This is a genomic window from Pseudomonas sp. GW821-FHT02A08 (assembly GCF_059422045.1).
In genome coordinates, this window is sequence record NZ_JBWKWD010000004.1 from 179368 (window position 1) to 195224 (window position 15857).

11 protein-coding genes and 1 pseudogene are annotated in these 15857 nt (G+C 61.1%); 3 read left to right on the plus strand and 9 right to left on the minus strand.

Annotation, left to right across the window (positions count from 1 at the left end; translation table 11 throughout):
• Positions 1-444: 444 nt before the first annotated feature.
• Positions 445-1014, minus strand: coding sequence for a HutD/Ves family protein (locus tag AC07W4_RS05025; RefSeq protein WP_495031717.1), 570 nt, complete (start codon positions 1012-1014; stop codon positions 445-447).
• A 10-nt stretch (positions 1015-1024) separates the two neighbouring features.
• On the minus strand, positions 1025-1735 hold the full coding sequence (hutC, locus tag AC07W4_RS05030; protein WP_162135916.1) for a histidine utilization transcriptional repressor HutC: 711 nt from the start codon (positions 1733-1735) through the stop codon (positions 1025-1027).
• Between the two features lie 146 nt (positions 1736-1881).
• Here hutC and AC07W4_RS05035 point away from each other — a divergent pair, with 146 nt between their 5' ends.
• Positions 1882-3246, plus strand: coding sequence for a formimidoylglutamate deiminase (locus tag AC07W4_RS05035; RefSeq protein WP_495031718.1), 1365 nt, complete (start codon positions 1882-1884; stop codon positions 3244-3246).
• A 136-nt stretch (positions 3247-3382) separates the two neighbouring features.
• Here AC07W4_RS05035 and AC07W4_RS05040 read toward each other — a convergent pair whose 3' ends face one another.
• On the minus strand, positions 3383-3952 hold the full coding sequence (locus tag AC07W4_RS05040) for a lipocalin family protein (RefSeq protein WP_495031719.1): 570 nt from the start codon (positions 3950-3952) through the stop codon (positions 3383-3385).
• 30 nt (positions 3953-3982) lie between these two features.
• Entirely contained in the window at positions 3983-4237 is a 255-nt protein-coding gene (locus AC07W4_RS05045) for a hypothetical protein (RefSeq protein ID WP_056725770.1), read from the minus strand.
• Between the two features lie 293 nt (positions 4238-4530).
• Between AC07W4_RS05045 and AC07W4_RS05050 the strand changes: the two are divergent.
• A pseudogene (locus AC07W4_RS05050) lies at positions 4531-5553 on the plus strand (HAMP domain-containing protein); the annotation flags it as partial.
• Positions 5554-5646: 93 nt separating this feature from the next.
• Entirely contained in the window at positions 5647-6411 is a 765-nt protein-coding gene (locus tag AC07W4_RS05055; protein ID WP_371318464.1) for a methyl-accepting chemotaxis protein, read from the plus strand.
• Positions 6412-6546: 135 nt separating this feature from the next.
• On the opposite strand, the gene AC07W4_RS05060 is transcribed toward AC07W4_RS05055, so the two are convergent.
• The 5 genes from AC07W4_RS05060 to AC07W4_RS05080 all read right to left on the minus strand — a co-directional run bounded on the left by AC07W4_RS05060 (position 6547) and on the right by AC07W4_RS05080 (position 15765).
• Complete coding sequence (locus AC07W4_RS05060) at positions 6547-7149, minus strand: DUF924 family protein (RefSeq protein WP_495031720.1); 603 nt, start codon at positions 7147-7149, stop codon at positions 6547-6549.
• 3 nt (positions 7150-7152) lie between these two features.
• Entirely contained in the window at positions 7153-8163 is a 1011-nt protein-coding gene (locus tag AC07W4_RS05065; RefSeq protein ID WP_007975526.1) for a class 1 fructose-bisphosphatase, read from the minus strand.
• A 305-nt stretch (positions 8164-8468) separates the two neighbouring features.
• Complete coding sequence (locus tag AC07W4_RS05070; RefSeq protein ID WP_495031721.1) at positions 8469-9842, minus strand: DUF3999 domain-containing protein; 1374 nt, start codon at positions 9840-9842, stop codon at positions 8469-8471.
• Complete coding sequence (locus tag AC07W4_RS05075) at positions 9839-13045, minus strand: DUF2339 domain-containing protein (protein ID WP_495031722.1); 3207 nt, start codon at positions 13043-13045, stop codon at positions 9839-9841. Before AC07W4_RS05075 ends, AC07W4_RS05070 begins: the two co-directional genes overlap by 4 nt.
• A 269-nt stretch (positions 13046-13314) precedes the next feature.
• Entirely contained in the window at positions 13315-15765 is a 2451-nt protein-coding gene (locus AC07W4_RS05080) for a glycogen/starch/alpha-glucan phosphorylase (protein WP_495031723.1), read from the minus strand.
• Positions 15766-15857 lie beyond the last annotated feature (92 nt).

The window sequence follows — 15857 nt, forward strand, 5'->3', positions numbered from 1 at the left end:
GAGCAAGCCAATGGGCATCAGTGCACACCGGCGAATCAGTGGACGATGGTTGAGTCCTCGTGACTCATACGCATACGTCTTTACTTGTACATACAAGCATATGCAATCAAGCGGCCAACTTGTTGGATGAGCATTCAAGAAAAATTCTGAAACGGCTGGAGAGCGCCTGGAACAAGGGTTCTGGCGAAGATTAAATATTTTCCGGAGGATTTTTGTGTCGAGGGGGTTTTGTTACTTGAGCGTGGTTTTGCGCCACGCTGGGGCGTTCGGTAACAACGTGGTGCGCTGTGGGAAACGTAATTTGGGAGGGGAAACGACATCGCGAGCAAACCCAACCCCTGTAGGAGCGAGCTTGCTCGCGATGGTCGTGAACGATAACGCGTAAAACCAGATGCCCTGCGGCGCCTATGTGTTTTTCGCGAGCAAGCTCGCTCCTACAGGAGATCAGTGCGCTGTCAGTTCGATCACGCAGCAGGCGCCATTGACGGAGATGTCCAGCAGGCCAGTGTTACCGTCGAGTTGCAGACAGTCATGGCGACCGAGCTTCGAAGTGCTGTTACCGACCACCACTTCCAGCGCATCGCTGATGCTGAACACCAACACCGTGCCCGCCGAGCTGAAGAACCGCTGCTCGCCGCTCAACCACTGCAATCGCGCAGCGTAACGCTGCGGTGCGTAAATCAGATTGAAATCGCGAATCGGACCGCCGAGCAATGTGCAGGAAACCTTGCTTTCACCGCTGAAGGCAAACGGGTCCAGCGGTAACAGTGGCCGCGTAACCTGGCCATCCACCGTCAGGCTCATACCATCGCCCTGCAAAACGGTGATCACTCGCTCGTAACCGGCGAAGGTGGAAAAACCACCCGATTCGCCGATGTCGGCAATCGACAGGCGCCAGCCAAAGCCATCCAGGCCGGTGCCGGCATCGCGGGTAATTTCTTCAGTGCTGCCGCCGCCGTTTTTCCACGGCATGCGCGGGTAGTCTTTGGCGCGTAAAACCTTCAACTCATTCATTTATGGCTCTCTATTTATGGAACCGACCTTCCAGACGATGACGGGAACCGGGGTGGATCAAGCGAGCGGCGGTTACCGGCTGGCGGCCGGACCAGGTGCGGCGACGGATCAGCAGGCACGGCTCGCCTTTTTCAATCTGTAGCAATTTGCATTCGGACGGCTCGGCCAGGATCGCCTCGACCACGTGCTCGCCTTCGGTCAGCGGCGCGACCTGGTTCAGGTAGGCGTAGGGCGTTTGCAGGGTGAAGTCTTGCTTGAGGTAATCCGGCGCCACCAGCGCGTTGACGAAGCGGTCTTCGATTTGCACCGGAATATCATTCTCGAAATGCACGATCAGCGAGTGGAACACCTTCTGCCCTTCGCGCATGTCCAGGGCCAGGGCGCGCTCGGAACCGGCGGCCTCTTCTTCAAGGGTGATGACCTTGCAGGTGTGGCGATGACCACGAGAAGCGATTTCGTCGGCGATGTTGTGCACTTCAAACAGCGCGGACTGGCTTTTCGGCTCGGCGACGAAGGTGCCGACGCCCTGCATGCGCACCAGCAGGCCATCGGCGGTCATCTCGCGCAGCGCGCGGTTGATGGTCATGCGGCTGAAGCCCAACTGGCTGACCAGCTCGCTTTCCGACGGAACGCGGTAGTGCGGCGGCCAGTTTCCACTGTCGATTTGCTGGGTGATCATTTGTTTGACGCGGGCGTACAAGGGCGCCGGACTGTCGCCCATGTTCGCGGCCAACGGAGAGACTGGAGGCGGAGTCGGCACGGTTAATCCTTGGTCGTTTAGTTGATGTCGCTAGCTTGCCGGAGTTTACCGGGCAGGCAAACGTCTGTATATGTATATACAAATAACACACGATGGGGTGCTGAACCATGTCCGCCTTCTTTGCCGAACGCGCGCTGCTGCCTAGTGGATGGGCCAACAATGTACGTCTTGAGGTCAGCGCCGATGGCGTATTGACCCATATCCAGGCCGATTCTCATGCAGATGGCGCCGAGCGGTTAAGCGGTCCGCTGCTGCCTGGCATGCCGAACCTGCACTCCCACGCCTTCCAGCGGGCCATGGCCGGGCTGGCGGAAGTGGCGGGCAATCCGAACGACAGTTTCTGGACCTGGCGCGACCTGATGTATCGCCTCGTCGGAAAAATCAGCCCGGAGCAACTCGGCGTCATCGCCCGTCAGCTGTACATCGAAATGCTCAAGGCCGGTTACACATCGGTCGCGGAATTTCATTACGTACACCATGACATCAGTGGCCAGCCTTATGCAGATCCGGCCGAACTGGCCCTGCGTATCAGCCAGGCCGCAGGTTCCGCCGGTATCGGCCTGACCCTGTTGCCGGTGCTCTACAGCCACTCCGGTTTCGGCGGCCAGACCCCCAACGAAGGTCAGCGCCGCTTCATCAACAGCACCGAAAACTACCTCAAGCTGCAATCGCGCCTGCAACCGGTGCTGGCGCAGCAACCGGCGCAAGCCCTGGGTCTGTGCTTCCACTCGTTGCGCGCGGTCACGCCGCAGCAGATCAGCGAAGTGCTGGCAGCCAGCGACAAGCAGTGCCCGGTGCACATCCACATCGCCGAGCAGCAGAAAGAAGTCGACGACTGCCTGACCTGGAGTGGTCGTCGTCCGCTGCAATGGCTGTACGAAAACGTCGACGTCGATCAACGCTGGTGCCTGGTCCACGCGACCCACGCCAACCCGGAAGAAGTCACGTCGATGGCCAAGAGTCGCGCCATCGCCGGCCTGTGCCTGACCACCGAAGCCAACCTCGGCGACGGGATTTTCCCGGCGGTGGACTTTCTCGCCCAGGGCGGCCGCATGGGCATCGGTTCCGACAGCCATGTGTCATTGAGTGTGGTGGAAGAATTGCGCTGGCTGGAATACGGCCAGCGACTGCGTGACCAACGGCGTAATCGTTTGTATGGCGCGGAGCAGCCGATGGTCGGCCGCACGCTGTTTGATGCCGCGCTGGATGGCGGCGCCCAGGCACTGGGTCAGCCGATTGGCGCCCTGGAAGTCGGCAAGCGCGCCGACTGGCTGGTGCTCGACGGCAACGATCCGTACCTGGCAACGGCCAATGGTGACGGGATTTTGAATCGTTGGTTGTTTGCCGGTGGCGATCGTCAGGTGCGGGATGTGTTGGTGAACGGCCAGTGGGTGGTGCGTGATGGGCGCCATGCTGATGAAGAAGAAAGCAATCGCGCCTTCACCCAGGTCCTGCGCGAACTTTTAGGCTGATACAAAACAAAATGTGGGAGCGGCGGTGCGGCGATCCGACTTGCTCGCGAAGGCGGACTGTCAGTCAACATCTCTGTTGAATGTGATGTCCTCTTCGCGAGCAAGCCCGCTCCCACATTTGGATATGTGCTGACGGTTAGTTCGAGGTTTCTGCCATCTGCTGTTCCGACGCCCGCCAGATCAGCCGCGTGGTGTCGTAACCCTGCTGGCGCGCCCTGCTCAGCAGCTCTTCGCGCACCACACCGTTCACGGTTGGCGTGCGCGACAACAGCCACAAATACTTCCGGCTCGGATCACCGACAATGGCGGTCTTGTAGTCATCGCTGACGTACAGCACCCAGTATTCGCCCTTCGCCGTACCCGGGATCAGCCTGGAGAACCAGGTATCGAACTCGACCCACAGCTTGTCGTTCTTGCCGGGCACCTGTGGATAAGCCGTGCCCTTGACCTCTTCCCATTGCCACTGCGCCGTCAGGCAGCGGTTCAACACCGCGACATTGCCGTCAGGCTTGAGCGTGTAATGGGCTTCGGACTGCGCGCAGTCGCGCTGGAAGTACATCGGCATGCGAGCCAGCTCGTACCAGGTGCCCTGGTAGCGCTTGAGGTTGACGCTTTTGACAGTCTTGGGGGCCAATGGGTCCTGGCCAGACGTGGCACAGCCGGCCAACACCAGGCCGGCAAAAAGGATGATCAATAACCGCTTCATTATTTTTCTCCCGTGGGCGATCGCCCCGGTTTACTTCAGGCCTTGGCCGGAAAACATCAGCACTTTGTCACCGGCGAACTGCACGCTGATAAAGCTGTTCTTGTCGCCCCAGGTGCAGCTGGACATGCCGAGCGCGCCTGAACAATCGGCGGGTTTGCCCAACAGGGTCTCCACTTCGGCCTTGGCCATGCCGGCGGAGAGCTTCGAGTAGTTTTCCTGATTGACCTTGCTGCAGGCAGCGAGCAATACGCAGAACGAAAGCAGGGCGATGGAACGCAACGACATGGTGAAACTCCGGGGGCGTAGGGGATTGGCATGGCTGCCAAGCTGAAGCTTAGAAGAGAAAACCCCTGTCAGGTTCCCTGCCCGGCAGGCTATTTATCGGGCCACTCGTCTACCTCTTGCCGAAAATCAGCCACTTTGCCTGTTTACCGGACATTTCGTCGTTTTTCAGAGATTGCGCCTAATCTTTGGCACCGTTCAGTCGACATAAATGCAACGCAAAGCCATGTCGGTGGCATTTGCTCCCCCATTTTGTAGAACAGCCCCTCTGCGGTAGCCCATCCATGACCAGAAACATGAAGTTCAGCCACAAGATATTGCTGGCTGCCGCCCTCGTGGTGGCCGTCGCATTCGCTTGTTTCATCCTGTTCAACGACTATCGCCAGCGCGAAACCTTGCGCAACAGTACCGAAGCCTCGATGCAGGAACTCGGCAGCCTGACCACCAGCAACATCCAGACCTGGCTGGAAAGCCGCATGCAGCTGCTGCAGTCGATGGCCCAACAGATCAATGCCGACGGCAATGCTCCCGCTGGCCTGAAACGAATCATCGACCTGCCCGCCTACACCGGCAATTTCCAGCTGAGTTACTTCGGTGGCGCCGACGGCGTGATGTTCTCGGTCCCGGCGGGCAACCGCGCGGCGGACTACGACCCACGCGCCCGTGGCTGGTACAAGGCGGCCAATAACGCGCAAAAGACCATCGTCACCGAACCGTACATCGCCGCCTCTTCCGGCAAACTGGTGATCACAGTCGCCACTCCGGTGCAGCACCAGGGCCAGATGATCGGTGTCGCCGGTGCCGACATCGACCTGTCCAGCGTCAGCGCGATCATCAATTCGCTGAACTTCGGCGGTCACGGCCATGCGTTCATCGTCGGTGCCGACGGCAAGATCCTGATTCACCCGGACAGCAAGCTGGTACTCAAGAACCTGACCGAGGCCTACCCCAACGGTGCGCCGAAAGTCAGCCCGGGCATGAAAGAAGTCGAGATCGACGGCAAGCGCCAGTTCATCTCCTTCACCCACGTCAATGGCGTGCCATCGGCGGACTGGTACGTGGCACTGGTGCTCGACCAGGAAACGGCGTTCTCGATGCTCAGCGAGTTCCGCACCTCGGCGATCATCGCCATGGTGATTGCCGTGGTGATCATCATCGTCCTGCTGGGCATGCTGATCAGCCTATTGATGCAGCCGCTGCTGACCATGGGCCGCGCCATGCACGACATCGCCGAAGGCGAAGGTGACCTGACCAAACGCCTGACCATCCACGGCCACGATGAATTCGGCGCGCTGGGGCTGTCGTTCAACCGCTTCGTCGAGCGCATTCACACCTCGATCATCGAAGTATCCTCGGCCACCGGCCAGGTCAACGAAGTGGCGTTGCGTGTAGTCGCCGCCTCGAACTCGTCGATGTTCAACTCCGACCAGCAAGCCTCGCGCACCAGCAGCGTGGCCGCGGCGATCAATCAGCTCGGTGCCGCCGCCCAGGAAATCGCCCAGAACGCCGCCCTCGCCTCGCAACATTCGAGCGATGCCCGCAGCCTGGCCGAAGACGGCCAACAGGTGGTGGATAAAACCATCGCGGCGATGCAGCAACTGTCGGCCAAGATCAGCGATTCGTGCGGCAACATCGAAACCCTCAACAGCAACACGGTCAACATCGGGCAGATCCTGGAAGTGATTACCAGCATCTCCCAGCAGACCAACTTGCTGGCACTGAATGCCGCCATTGAAGCGGCCCGCGCTGGCGAGGCCGGCCGTGGTTTCGCGGTGGTTGCCGACGAAGTGCGCAACCTCGCTCACCGCACCCAGGACTCGGCGCAGCAAGTGCAGACGATGATCGAAGAGCTGCAAGTCGGCGCCCGGGCAGCGGTGGGCATCATGACCGACAGCCAGCGCCAGAGCGAAAGCAGCGTCGGCATCGCCAACCAGGCGGGCGAACGCCTGGGCAGCGTGACCCAGCGCATCGGGGAGATCGATGGCATGAACCAGTCGGTCGCCACCGCCACTGAAGAACAGACGGCCGTGGTGGAGTCGATCAACGTCGACATCACCGAGATCAACACGCTGAACCAGGAAGGCGTGGAGAACCTGCAGTCGACCTTGCGTGCGTGTGCCGATCTTGAGCAGCAGGCGGCGCGGTTGAAGCAGTTGGTCGGAAGTTTCAGGATCTAAGGCGCGCTCACCGGCCCCTTCGCGGGCAAGCCCGCTCCCACACTAGATCTCCAGTGGACACAAACTTTGTGTAAGACCGAGATCCACTGTGGGAGCGGGCTTGCCCGCGAAGGCGGCATCAGACCCAATGAGGATTCAGAACCGTGACCCCGGCTTGGAGAGAAACGCCAACTCCTCAGCCGTAGATTCCCTTCCCAACACCGCATTGCGATGCGGAAACCGCCCGAACTGCGCAATCACTTTCTGATGCCGCTCGGCATAGTCCAGGTAATCGCTGAACAGTGCCCGATCGCTCTCCGGCTGCTGCGCCACCAGTTCGATGTAACGCGAGACACCTTCGTTCTGCACCGCCAGGTTCTCGCTATGCTCGAACACCAGATAGATGAACACCCGCTGAATCGGCTGCAACTGCCGATCGAAATCCGCCGCAATGCCTTGGGCCACCACTTTCTGTGCGCGGGAATCGCCGGAGAATGCCTTGGGAGTATCGCGAAAGATCATTCGCGGGATTTGATCGAGCAACAGCACCAGGGCCAGCCAACCTTCGGGACGTTGCATCCACTCGGTCAATCCGCCGGCCAGTGCCTGCTCGGCCTGGGCCCCGAAACGCTCACGCGCTTCGAGGTCCTGGCTGTCGCGCTTGCCAAACCACAACTTGCCCTTCTGCGCTGCCACTTCCCTCGCTGACCCGGAACTTCCGAACCACCAATCAAGCAACGGCTGCCAGGGCGCGGTCATGGTTTATTCCTTGTGGTAAGCCGTGACGCGGGCAACTTCTTCTTTCGAACCGAGGAACACCGCAACACGCTGATGCAGGCCTTCGGGCTGGATGTCGAGGATGCGCTGGTGGCCGTCGGTGGACGCGCCGCCGGCTTGTTCCACCAGGAACGACATCGGGTTGGCTTCGTACATCAGGCGCAGTTTGCCCGGTTTGGACGGCTCGCGGCTGTCGCGTGGGTACATGAACAGACCGCCGCGGGTCAGGATGCGGTGCACGTCGGCGACCATCGCGGCAACCCAACGCATGTTGTAGTTCTTTTTCAGCGGGCCTTCATCGCCTGCCAGCAATTCGCTGACGTAGCGCTGTACCGGTGCTTCCCAGTGACGCTGGTTGGAAGCGTTGATGGCAAATTCCTGGGTGGCTTCAGGAATGGTGATGTTTTCGTGGGTCAGTACGAAGCTGCCCATTTCACGGTCCAGGGTGAAGCCTTTCACGCCGTCGCCCAGGGTCAGGATCAGCATGGTCTGCGGACCGTAGATCGCGTAACCGGCGGCCACTTGCTGGGTGCCTGGCTGCAGGAAGGCCTTTTCATTCAAGGGCTCGTTCTGGCTCAGGTATTCGTTCGGGCAACGCAGTACCGAGAAGATGGTGCCGACCGGGGCGTTGATGTCGATGTTCGACGAACCGTCCAGCGGGTCGAATACCAGCAGGTACGCGCCTTTCGGGTATTTGCCCGGGATCTGATAGGCGTTGTCCATTTCTTCGGACGCCATGCCGGCCAGGTGACCGCCCCATTCGTTGGCTTCGAGCAGGATCTCGTTGGAGATCACGTCGAGCTTCTTCTGCACTTCGCCCTGGACGTTTTCAGTGCCCATGCTGCCCAGAACGCCACCCAGGGCGCCTTTGGACACGGCGTGGTTGATCTCCTTGCAGGCACGCGCCACCACTTCGATCAGGAAGCGCAGATCGGCAGGAGTGTTGTTGCTGCGGGTCTGCTCAATCAAATAGCGACTCAAGGTAACGCGGGACATGGAAGGCTCCGGAGGAATGGGGGGCTAAAAACCCGCGCAGTTTAGCGCGAGTCGGGGCGCATTTCCTCCTATCAGACGTGATCGGCCGAAGAGAGTTCATGTGCGGGGATGAGCGTAGTTGGAAATGGACGGGGTGTGAGCCTGGAAAGGGTGGCTTGTTTCAATGTTTTTGGTGTCTGGCTGACCGCTTTCGCGAGCAAGCCCGCTCCCACATGGGAGCTGCTGTTTGACACAAATAGTGTGTGCACAACAGGTCAAATGTGGGAGCGGGCTTGCTCGCGAATGGCGCAAAGCGCCAGCCTTCTTCAGGATTTGACAGAGGGTTTGCGCAACAAACTGAACGCCATCGCCGCCAGGAACAAGACACTGAGCAACAACACCGCCCACAAGCCGAACTTCTTCCACTGGGTGTCCGTCGTCGCCAGCGTTTTCTCTGTCGATGCATCCGAGGCCACCGCCCCGACATCCACCATGGCCCGGCCCAAGGTCGCCAGCTTCGCCGGGCTGTAGTCCGGAATCAGCGTCGACAGCGACAAGTTCGCCGCCTTCGCCGTCGAATTCCCCACGACCAGCGTGTAAGGCCCCGGCCCGCGCGCCAGGAACACCAGTTGCGTGGCACGCACGGCAAACTTCAGCGTCGGCGCCTGATCACCCAGGCCACCGCCGCGTTCGTCCACGGTCAGTTTCAATTGCTGTACGAATTGCCCTGACAACGTCAATTCGTTTTGCACCACGTCCTGACCGTTCTGGGTCAGGCGATAGAGCAAACCGCTAACCACTGGCTGCCACGGCAGACTGCTATCGCGACGACCGCTCAGGCTCACTGGTGCAAGGCTGTTGGGCTGGCTCAACTCGACCTGCACCCGTTCGACATTCAGCCCCATCGGCAACTGCCAGGTGTATTCACCCGCCTTCACGCTGCTGCCGGCCAATGCCTGGGACCAGACCAACGGCAGCGGCAGGCTGCGGGTAGTGGCGCTGTGCAGTTGCGCCGACGTCAGTGTCGGCGCCGAATGCGGTGTGATCCACAGTAACCGCAGATAGCGCGCAGACTGGCCCGGCAGGTTGACTTCATGCTGCTCGACCCGCTCGTCGGAAAAGGTCAGGCGCGCCACCTGCCCTTCGCCCCAGGACTGCCAATGCTGCAAGTCGTCGCTGGCTTCGACGGTGAAACGCTGGAAGCCGTCGCGCTCGCTGGTCCAGTCGAGAATCAACTGCTGCAACGGCGCCTTGATCGCCGAAGCGTCGAGCAACCAGCCACGCAACTCCTCCTCACCCGCCTCCAACTGACTGGAGGGCTGCACCTGGACCAATGTGCCGGTGGTGCTCGATTGCACCCGCACGCTCGGCGCGGTTTCAGTGGCGTCCACCGAGTTGTACAGCGGAAACCATTTCACCTCGGTCAAGGTCCGCGTTTCATTGCTCCGCGCCGATTCCCGGGCCAAGGCGTAAGCCTGAACGTCGCCCACCGCGTTGAATACACGCACATCGCTCAGGTCAGCCTGCCGTGCATTCAGTTGTACGCTCAGGGGCAGTTCAAGGCGATACCAAGGTCCTTCGCCCGTTACCGACAAAGGCACTTGGGTGGTGAAGTCCGCCGGTTTTTCCTGGGCAACCGCCGACAACACCACCCCCATGGCAACAATGCCCAGCCAACTCAGGTTCAGCTTCTGACTCAAGACGACACTCCTTGTGATTCCGGGACCGGTTTGCCGGTATCCGGCACAGTTTCGGCGCGCTTGGGCGGTAGCGGAGCGAAATAACCCACCACCAGCAGCAACACGCCGACGCCGATAAACGACACGATCCGCGCCAGCCCGCCGCGATTACTCAATTCGACAAAGAACAGCTTGGCCACGACCACACCGATCAAGACCGCGCCGATCAACCAGACTTCGCGGCGGCGACGCAAATGGCCGCCGATCATCAGGCTCAGGGCCATCAAGGTCCAGACGATGGACAACCCGGCTTGCACCCGCATCGACGCCAGCAACAGATCCAGCTCGAACGGCACCGCGCTCCAGTGGTGCGCCGTACGCATTACCAATGCAGTAAAGAACACGAACAGCGAGGCCCCTGCGACCCCTTGCGTAGCGATGGCGGCGTAGTTCCTGGGGACCGCCAACTGTGTCATGGCGCTGCCGGACCAGACATAAACGCCGAACAACGCGAACAACAGGCCCAGATCCAGCGGGTTGATCAAGGGCACGTAGGGCAGTGGCTCGGCGTTGCCGTCACTGGCGACATTCGCCAGCCAGAACCAGCCGAGCATCAACAATGCCAGCGGCGCGGCAGCGTATACGCGGTATTCGCGCGGATACGCCGACACAGGCCAAGGCCACGCGCGAGGTGCCGCCATCAACACCAGATACAGACTTGGCAGAATCGCCCAACCCAACCAGCGCCAGGCGTTGTATTGCTCGGACAACACCAGCAAGCCGTAACGCAGCTCCAGCGCCAGCACACCCATCAATAGCCAACAGCCAAGCACATGGGCGACGCTCGTTACGCGCGCCGGCAGCATGGGCGCCAGGCGTCGCAAGGACATGAAATGTACGACGAACACGGCGGCCCACGCCAGCCAGCCGAAATTGGCAGCCGGGTGATAACGCGAGTGCCCGGCCGCGAGCAGCACCAATGTCGCCGCTGGAATCAATACCGTGCCCAGTACCCCCAGTGACGGCCATTTCAGGCGCAGCGCCAACACCGTCCACAGCGCCACACTCAAGGCCGCGATACCCAACAATAAAGTCGCCCGTATCGGCAACGGCGCAAAATGCAGCACTTCGATGACCCAGGCCAAGGCCCACCAGCCCGCGCCCCACACCAACAACGCCTGGGACAATCGCAACAGACTCAGCCTTTCCAACGTTCCGAGCGAATGACCCATCTGCAAACGCCAGGCCCCGACCATCGCGGCCAGCCCCAGCACCAGCGGCGCCCAGAACCCGCCATGGGCCAGGGGCTGCAGACCGTCACTGAACAGCGGCCCCGTCGCCAGGAACAGCGCGCCACCCAACAGTTGCACAGCGAGCGCGGTGAACACGAAGGTGCGCGATGGCAGACGCAAGCCAACCAACAACGTCAGCGCCCCGGCCAGGGCCCAACTGATCACCGTGCCGTGGCTGAAGAAAAACAACGGTGCCAGCAAATAGAGAAACGCCAGTCCGAGGCACGCCAGGACTGGCAGGCCTTTCAGTTCCCAAGGCCTGATCTGCTCTGGCAAGGCTTTACGCAACTGGTAGAAGCTGAACAGCAACGCGACGCCCAGCAACAGCGCGCCTAGCGGTACACCGCCGAGCAGGCTGCTCTCGCTGTTGTGCAACTCGCGGAGAAACGCCAGCGCCGAGCCCAGTTGCAGGAGCAAGGCAAAGGCCCGACCCAAGGGCCTTTGCTGGCGCAGGCCGAGCCAGAAGATCCCCGCGCCCTCCACCGCCCACGCCGCTGTCGTCCAGCGTGCATCGAGCCCCAGCGGTATCGCCAGGCTGGCGAAGATCACGCCCAAGGCCAGGCAGGTTTCCCCCAGCAACAGCGTGCGTCCGGCCATCAGCCATCGGGCAAGCCCCATGTAAATCATGCCCAGCGCCAAGGCACTGAACGCCGTAGCGAACTCCAGATGCTGTACCAGTGCGAACTGCAAGCCAAAACCCACCAGCGGCGGACCGAACAGCAGCGTGCCATCGACGTAGTCGCCCTTGCGCGCCGACCACTGCAACAACGAATCGCGATTGCCCTCTGCCGGTGCATCGCTCATCTCCAGCAGCTTGCGCCGGGCGAACAACAGACCAATGGCCAGGTACATCAGGAAAAACAAAATCAGAAACGGCTCGGTGCTCCACAGCAGTTCCGGCGAGTAGGAGCGCAGGCCCCAGGCGAAACCGATACCGAAGGTGCCGCTGAACCCGATGACATTCAACAGCCGCCAGGCCTTGAACCAGGCGATAACGAAGATGCCGGCATTGAGCAGGGCAAAATAGCTGAACAGCGCGACATGGCTACCGGTGCCGGTGGAGGCCAGGATGGGCGCGGCGAAGCCACCCAGTGCGGCCGCGGCGGCCAGCCCCAGGGAGTCTTGGGTAATGGCGAGAATCGCCGAACAGACCGTCACCGCCACCAGCAGGCCAAAACCCGCCGAGGGGTCGAGCAAGGGATGCAAGCGCATCGCGGCAAACACCGTCAGATACAGCACGGCAATCCCGGCGCCTTGCAGGATCAACGCATAACTGCTGTTACGCGCTCGCAACCACCACCCCAGCCCGAGCAACCCCAAGGCTGCCGCCGCAACGCCTGCGTAACGCAACTCAACCGGCACCACCACGCCTTCGGTGGCGTAGCGCAGCAGAAAGGCCAGGCCGAGGAACAGCAGCACCACGCCGACCCGCAACACGGTATTGCCGCCGAACAGCCAGGCCCGGGCGCGACTGATGGCGCGGTCGATGAAGTCAGGGCCACGCGGGGGGACAGGTGGTTGCGCCTGGCGAGCGGTCGTCTCGGCCTTCCAGGCGTCGGCGGGCTGCGAACGCGTGGTTTCGGTGGCCGCCGCGGTGATCGGCTCGAGTTCGGGCGGCAATTCCCAGAGCAACTCCGGGGCTGCGGCAGGTGCTTCATCGAGGATGGTTTCAGGTGAGACCAGTGGCTCGCGGGTTTGCGGCGCCTTGACGCCCGACGCTTCAAGCAGCGCCAGCCGTTGTTCGACCGCCTGCAGCGCTACCTGCGCCTGCTCCAGCAAACGCTGCTGCTTGAGGACCTGCGAGTCCATGCGAGCCATGCGAAGAGCCTGGCCGACACCCAATCCGAGTAACGCCCCCAGCAGCGCATCACTGAATGACTCGTCGAGTATCCAGCCGAGCACCAGCCCTATCAGCATGAACATCCATTGCATGGTCGATATCCCTAAGCGGCCCCATCATGAGGCAAGTCCGGGTGGTACAGCGTCTGGTTCAGTCTAGTGGCCAGACACCCGGAATCCAGTGTGAGAGCAGATTGAATCTGCACCACAAACCCAATGTGGGAGCGGGCTTGCTCGCGAAGGGGACATCACATTCACCATTGATAGTGAATGTGATGTCCCCTTCGCGAGCAAGCCCGCTCCCACAGGGGTTGAAGGTGACACATAGTATATCGACCAAGCGCGGCAATACGGGTGTAAAACTACTCCAGCGCCTTCCAGATTTCCGTGGCGTATTCGCGAATGGTCCGGTCCGAGGAGAACCAGCCCATCCGCGCCGTGTTCAGTACCGCTGAACGCCACCACTCCTTCGAATCGTGCCAATGGGCTTCGACCCGCATCTGGGCGTGCCAGTAGGAATCGAAGTCGGCGCAAACCAGGAAGCGGTCGTAGTCCACCAGCGAATCGATCAACCCGGCATACCGGGACGGATCATCCGGTGAGAACACCCCGCCACGAATCGCTTGCAGCACATCGTTCAGACGATGGGACGCGGCAATATCCGGCACCGCGCTGAATTCATGGTTCTGCTTGCGCGCCTCCACCTGCTGCGCGCTGAGGCCGAAGATGAACATGTGCTCGGCGCCGATGCGATCGCACATTTCCACGTTGGCCCCGTCCAGGGTGCCGATGGTCAGCGCGCCGTTCAGGCCGAATTTCATGTTGCTGGTGCCTGATGCTTCGAACCCGGCGGTGGAGATCTGCTCGGACAAATCCGCCGCCGGAATGATGCTCTCCGCCAGGCTGACGTTGTAGTTGGGCAGGAACACCACTTTGAGCAAGCCGCGCACGGTCGGGTCGTTGTTCACCACCCGGGCGATGTCGTTGGTCAGCTTGATGATCAGTTTGGCCTGGTGATAACTCGCGGCCGCCTTGCCGGCGAAGATCTTCACCCGTGGTACCCAGTCGATTTCTGGTTCCGCGCGAATCGCCTGGTACAACGCCACGGTGTGCATCAGGTTGAGCAACTGGCGTTTGTATTCGTGGATCCGCTTGACCTGCACGTCGAACATCGCCGCCGGGTTGACCGCCACGCCCAACCGCTCATGAATCAGATATGCCAGGGCTTTCTTGCTGTGCAGGCGTTGTTCGGCAAACGCCTTGCGGAATGCACTTTTCTCGGCGAACGGTTCGAGGGCGAGCAAACGTTCTTCCGGGTTATCCAGCACTTCGGGCCCGAGGGTATCGACCAGCATCGAGGTCAGCTCGGGGTTGGCCTGGTACAGCCAGCGGCGGAAGGTGATGCCGTTGGTTTTGTTGTTGATCCGCTCCGGGTAGAGCTTGTGCAGTTCGGAGAACACCGTTTGGCGCATCAACTGCGTGTGCAACCCGGACACACCGTTGATGCTGTGGGAACCGAGAAACGCCAGGTTGCCCATGCGCACCCGACGACCGTTGTCTTCCTCGATCAGCGACACCGCGCGCAGCACGTCGAAGTCGTGAATGCCTTTGGCCCGCAAGGAGTCGATGTGCTGGGCGTTGATCAGGTAAATGATCTGCATATGCCGTGGCAGCATGCGCTCCATCAAGCCGACCGGCCAGGTTTCCAGCGCTTCGGGCAGCAACGTATGGTTGGTGTAGGACAGCGTGTCGACGGTGACTTGCCACGCCGCATCCCACGCCACGTCATAGACGTCCACCAGTTGCCGCATCAGTTCAGCCACGGCAATCGAGGGGTGAGTGTCGTTGAGCTGGATAGAGGCGTGATCACCCAGGGTCAGCACCGAGGTGTGCATGTTGCGATGGCGGCGCAGCAGATCCTGCAATGAGGCGGCGACGAAGAAATACTCCTGGCGCAGGCGCAATTCCTGGCCGGCCTCGGTGCTGTCCGCCGGGTACAGCACCCGGGAGATGCTTTCGGCCCGGGCCACTTCGGCCACGGCGCCCAGGTGGTCGCCGGCGTTGAAACGCTCCAGATGCAGATCTTCCATGGCCCGGGCGCGCCACAAACGCAGCGTGTTGACGCTTGCCCCGCGCCAACCGACCACCGGCGTGTCATACGCAATGGCCCGAACGGTTTCCGCAGGGTGCCAGACTTGCCTGGACTTACCGCTATCATCGGTCACGGTCTCGACACTGCCGCCGAAACCGATCGGGTAAACCACCTCCGGGCGCTCGAACTCCCAAGGGTTGCCGAAATCCAGCCAGTGTTCGGTCTGCTCCTGCTGCCAGCCGTCGACAATGGCCTGGCGGAACAAGCCGTGCTCGTAACGAATACCGTAGCCATGACCGGCGATACCGAGGGTCGACATGCTTTCCAGGAAACACGCCGCCAGACGCCCGAGGCCGCCGTTGCCCAGGGCCGCATCGGGCTCCAGCAAGCGAATGCGCTCAAGGTCGACGCCGAGTTCTGTCAGGGCTTCGCGGGCAACGTCGAGCAGGCCGAGGTTGCTCAGGCTGTCGAAGAGCAGCCGGCCGATGAGAAATTCCAGGGAGAGGTAATAAACGCGCTTCTGACCTTTGCGGTAGATCTGCCGCGTGTGGTCCATCCAGTGCTCGACCATGTGATCCCGCGCGGCCAGGGCAATGGCTTCGAACCAGTCGTGGTCGAAGGCGTGATCCGGGTCTTTACCCACTGCATAAGTGAGCTTGGTCAAGACGGCGTCGCGGAATGCGGCCACCTCTGCTTCGCGAACAAGTGGTTCTTGAGTCATCGATAGGACCTCGAGCGAGCGTGGAATTGTCTGAGCCTAGACGGTCTGACAGGCGGTAGAGGCTCTGGTTCGGCAGTTTTTCCTTTGAATAC

Excerpts from the sequence above, each read along its gene's own strand:
- hutC (WP_162135916.1), bottom strand. The coding sequence starts at position 1,735 with ATGGGCGACAGTCCGGCGCCCTTGTACGCCCGCGTCAAACAAATGATC.
- AC07W4_RS05055 (WP_371318464.1), top strand. The coding sequence starts at position 5,647 with ATGTTCAACTCCGACCAGCAAGCCTCGCGCACCAGCAGCGTGGCCGCG.
- AC07W4_RS05075 (WP_495031722.1), bottom strand. The coding sequence starts at position 13,045 with ATGCAATGGATGTTCATGCTGATAGGGCTGGTGCTCGGCTGGATACTC.
- AC07W4_RS05045 (WP_056725770.1), bottom strand. The coding sequence starts at position 4,237 with ATGTCGTTGCGTTCCATCGCCCTGCTTTCGTTCTGCGTATTGCTCGCT.
- AC07W4_RS05080 (WP_495031723.1), bottom strand. The coding sequence starts at position 15,765 with ATGACTCAAGAACCACTTGTTCGCGAAGCAGAGGTGGCCGCATTCCGC.
- AC07W4_RS05035 (WP_495031718.1), top strand. The coding sequence starts at position 1,882 with ATGTCCGCCTTCTTTGCCGAACGCGCGCTGCTGCCTAGTGGATGGGCC.
- AC07W4_RS05065 (WP_007975526.1), bottom strand. The coding sequence starts at position 8,163 with ATGTCCCGCGTTACCTTGAGTCGCTATTTGATTGAGCAGACCCGCAGC.
- AC07W4_RS05060 (WP_495031720.1), bottom strand. The coding sequence starts at position 7,149 with ATGACCGCGCCCTGGCAGCCGTTGCTTGATTGGTGGTTCGGAAGTTCC.
- AC07W4_RS05025 (WP_495031717.1), bottom strand. The coding sequence starts at position 1,014 with ATGAATGAGTTGAAGGTTTTACGCGCCAAAGACTACCCGCGCATGCCG.
- AC07W4_RS05040 (WP_495031719.1), bottom strand. The coding sequence starts at position 3,952 with ATGAAGCGGTTATTGATCATCCTTTTTGCCGGCCTGGTGTTGGCCGGC.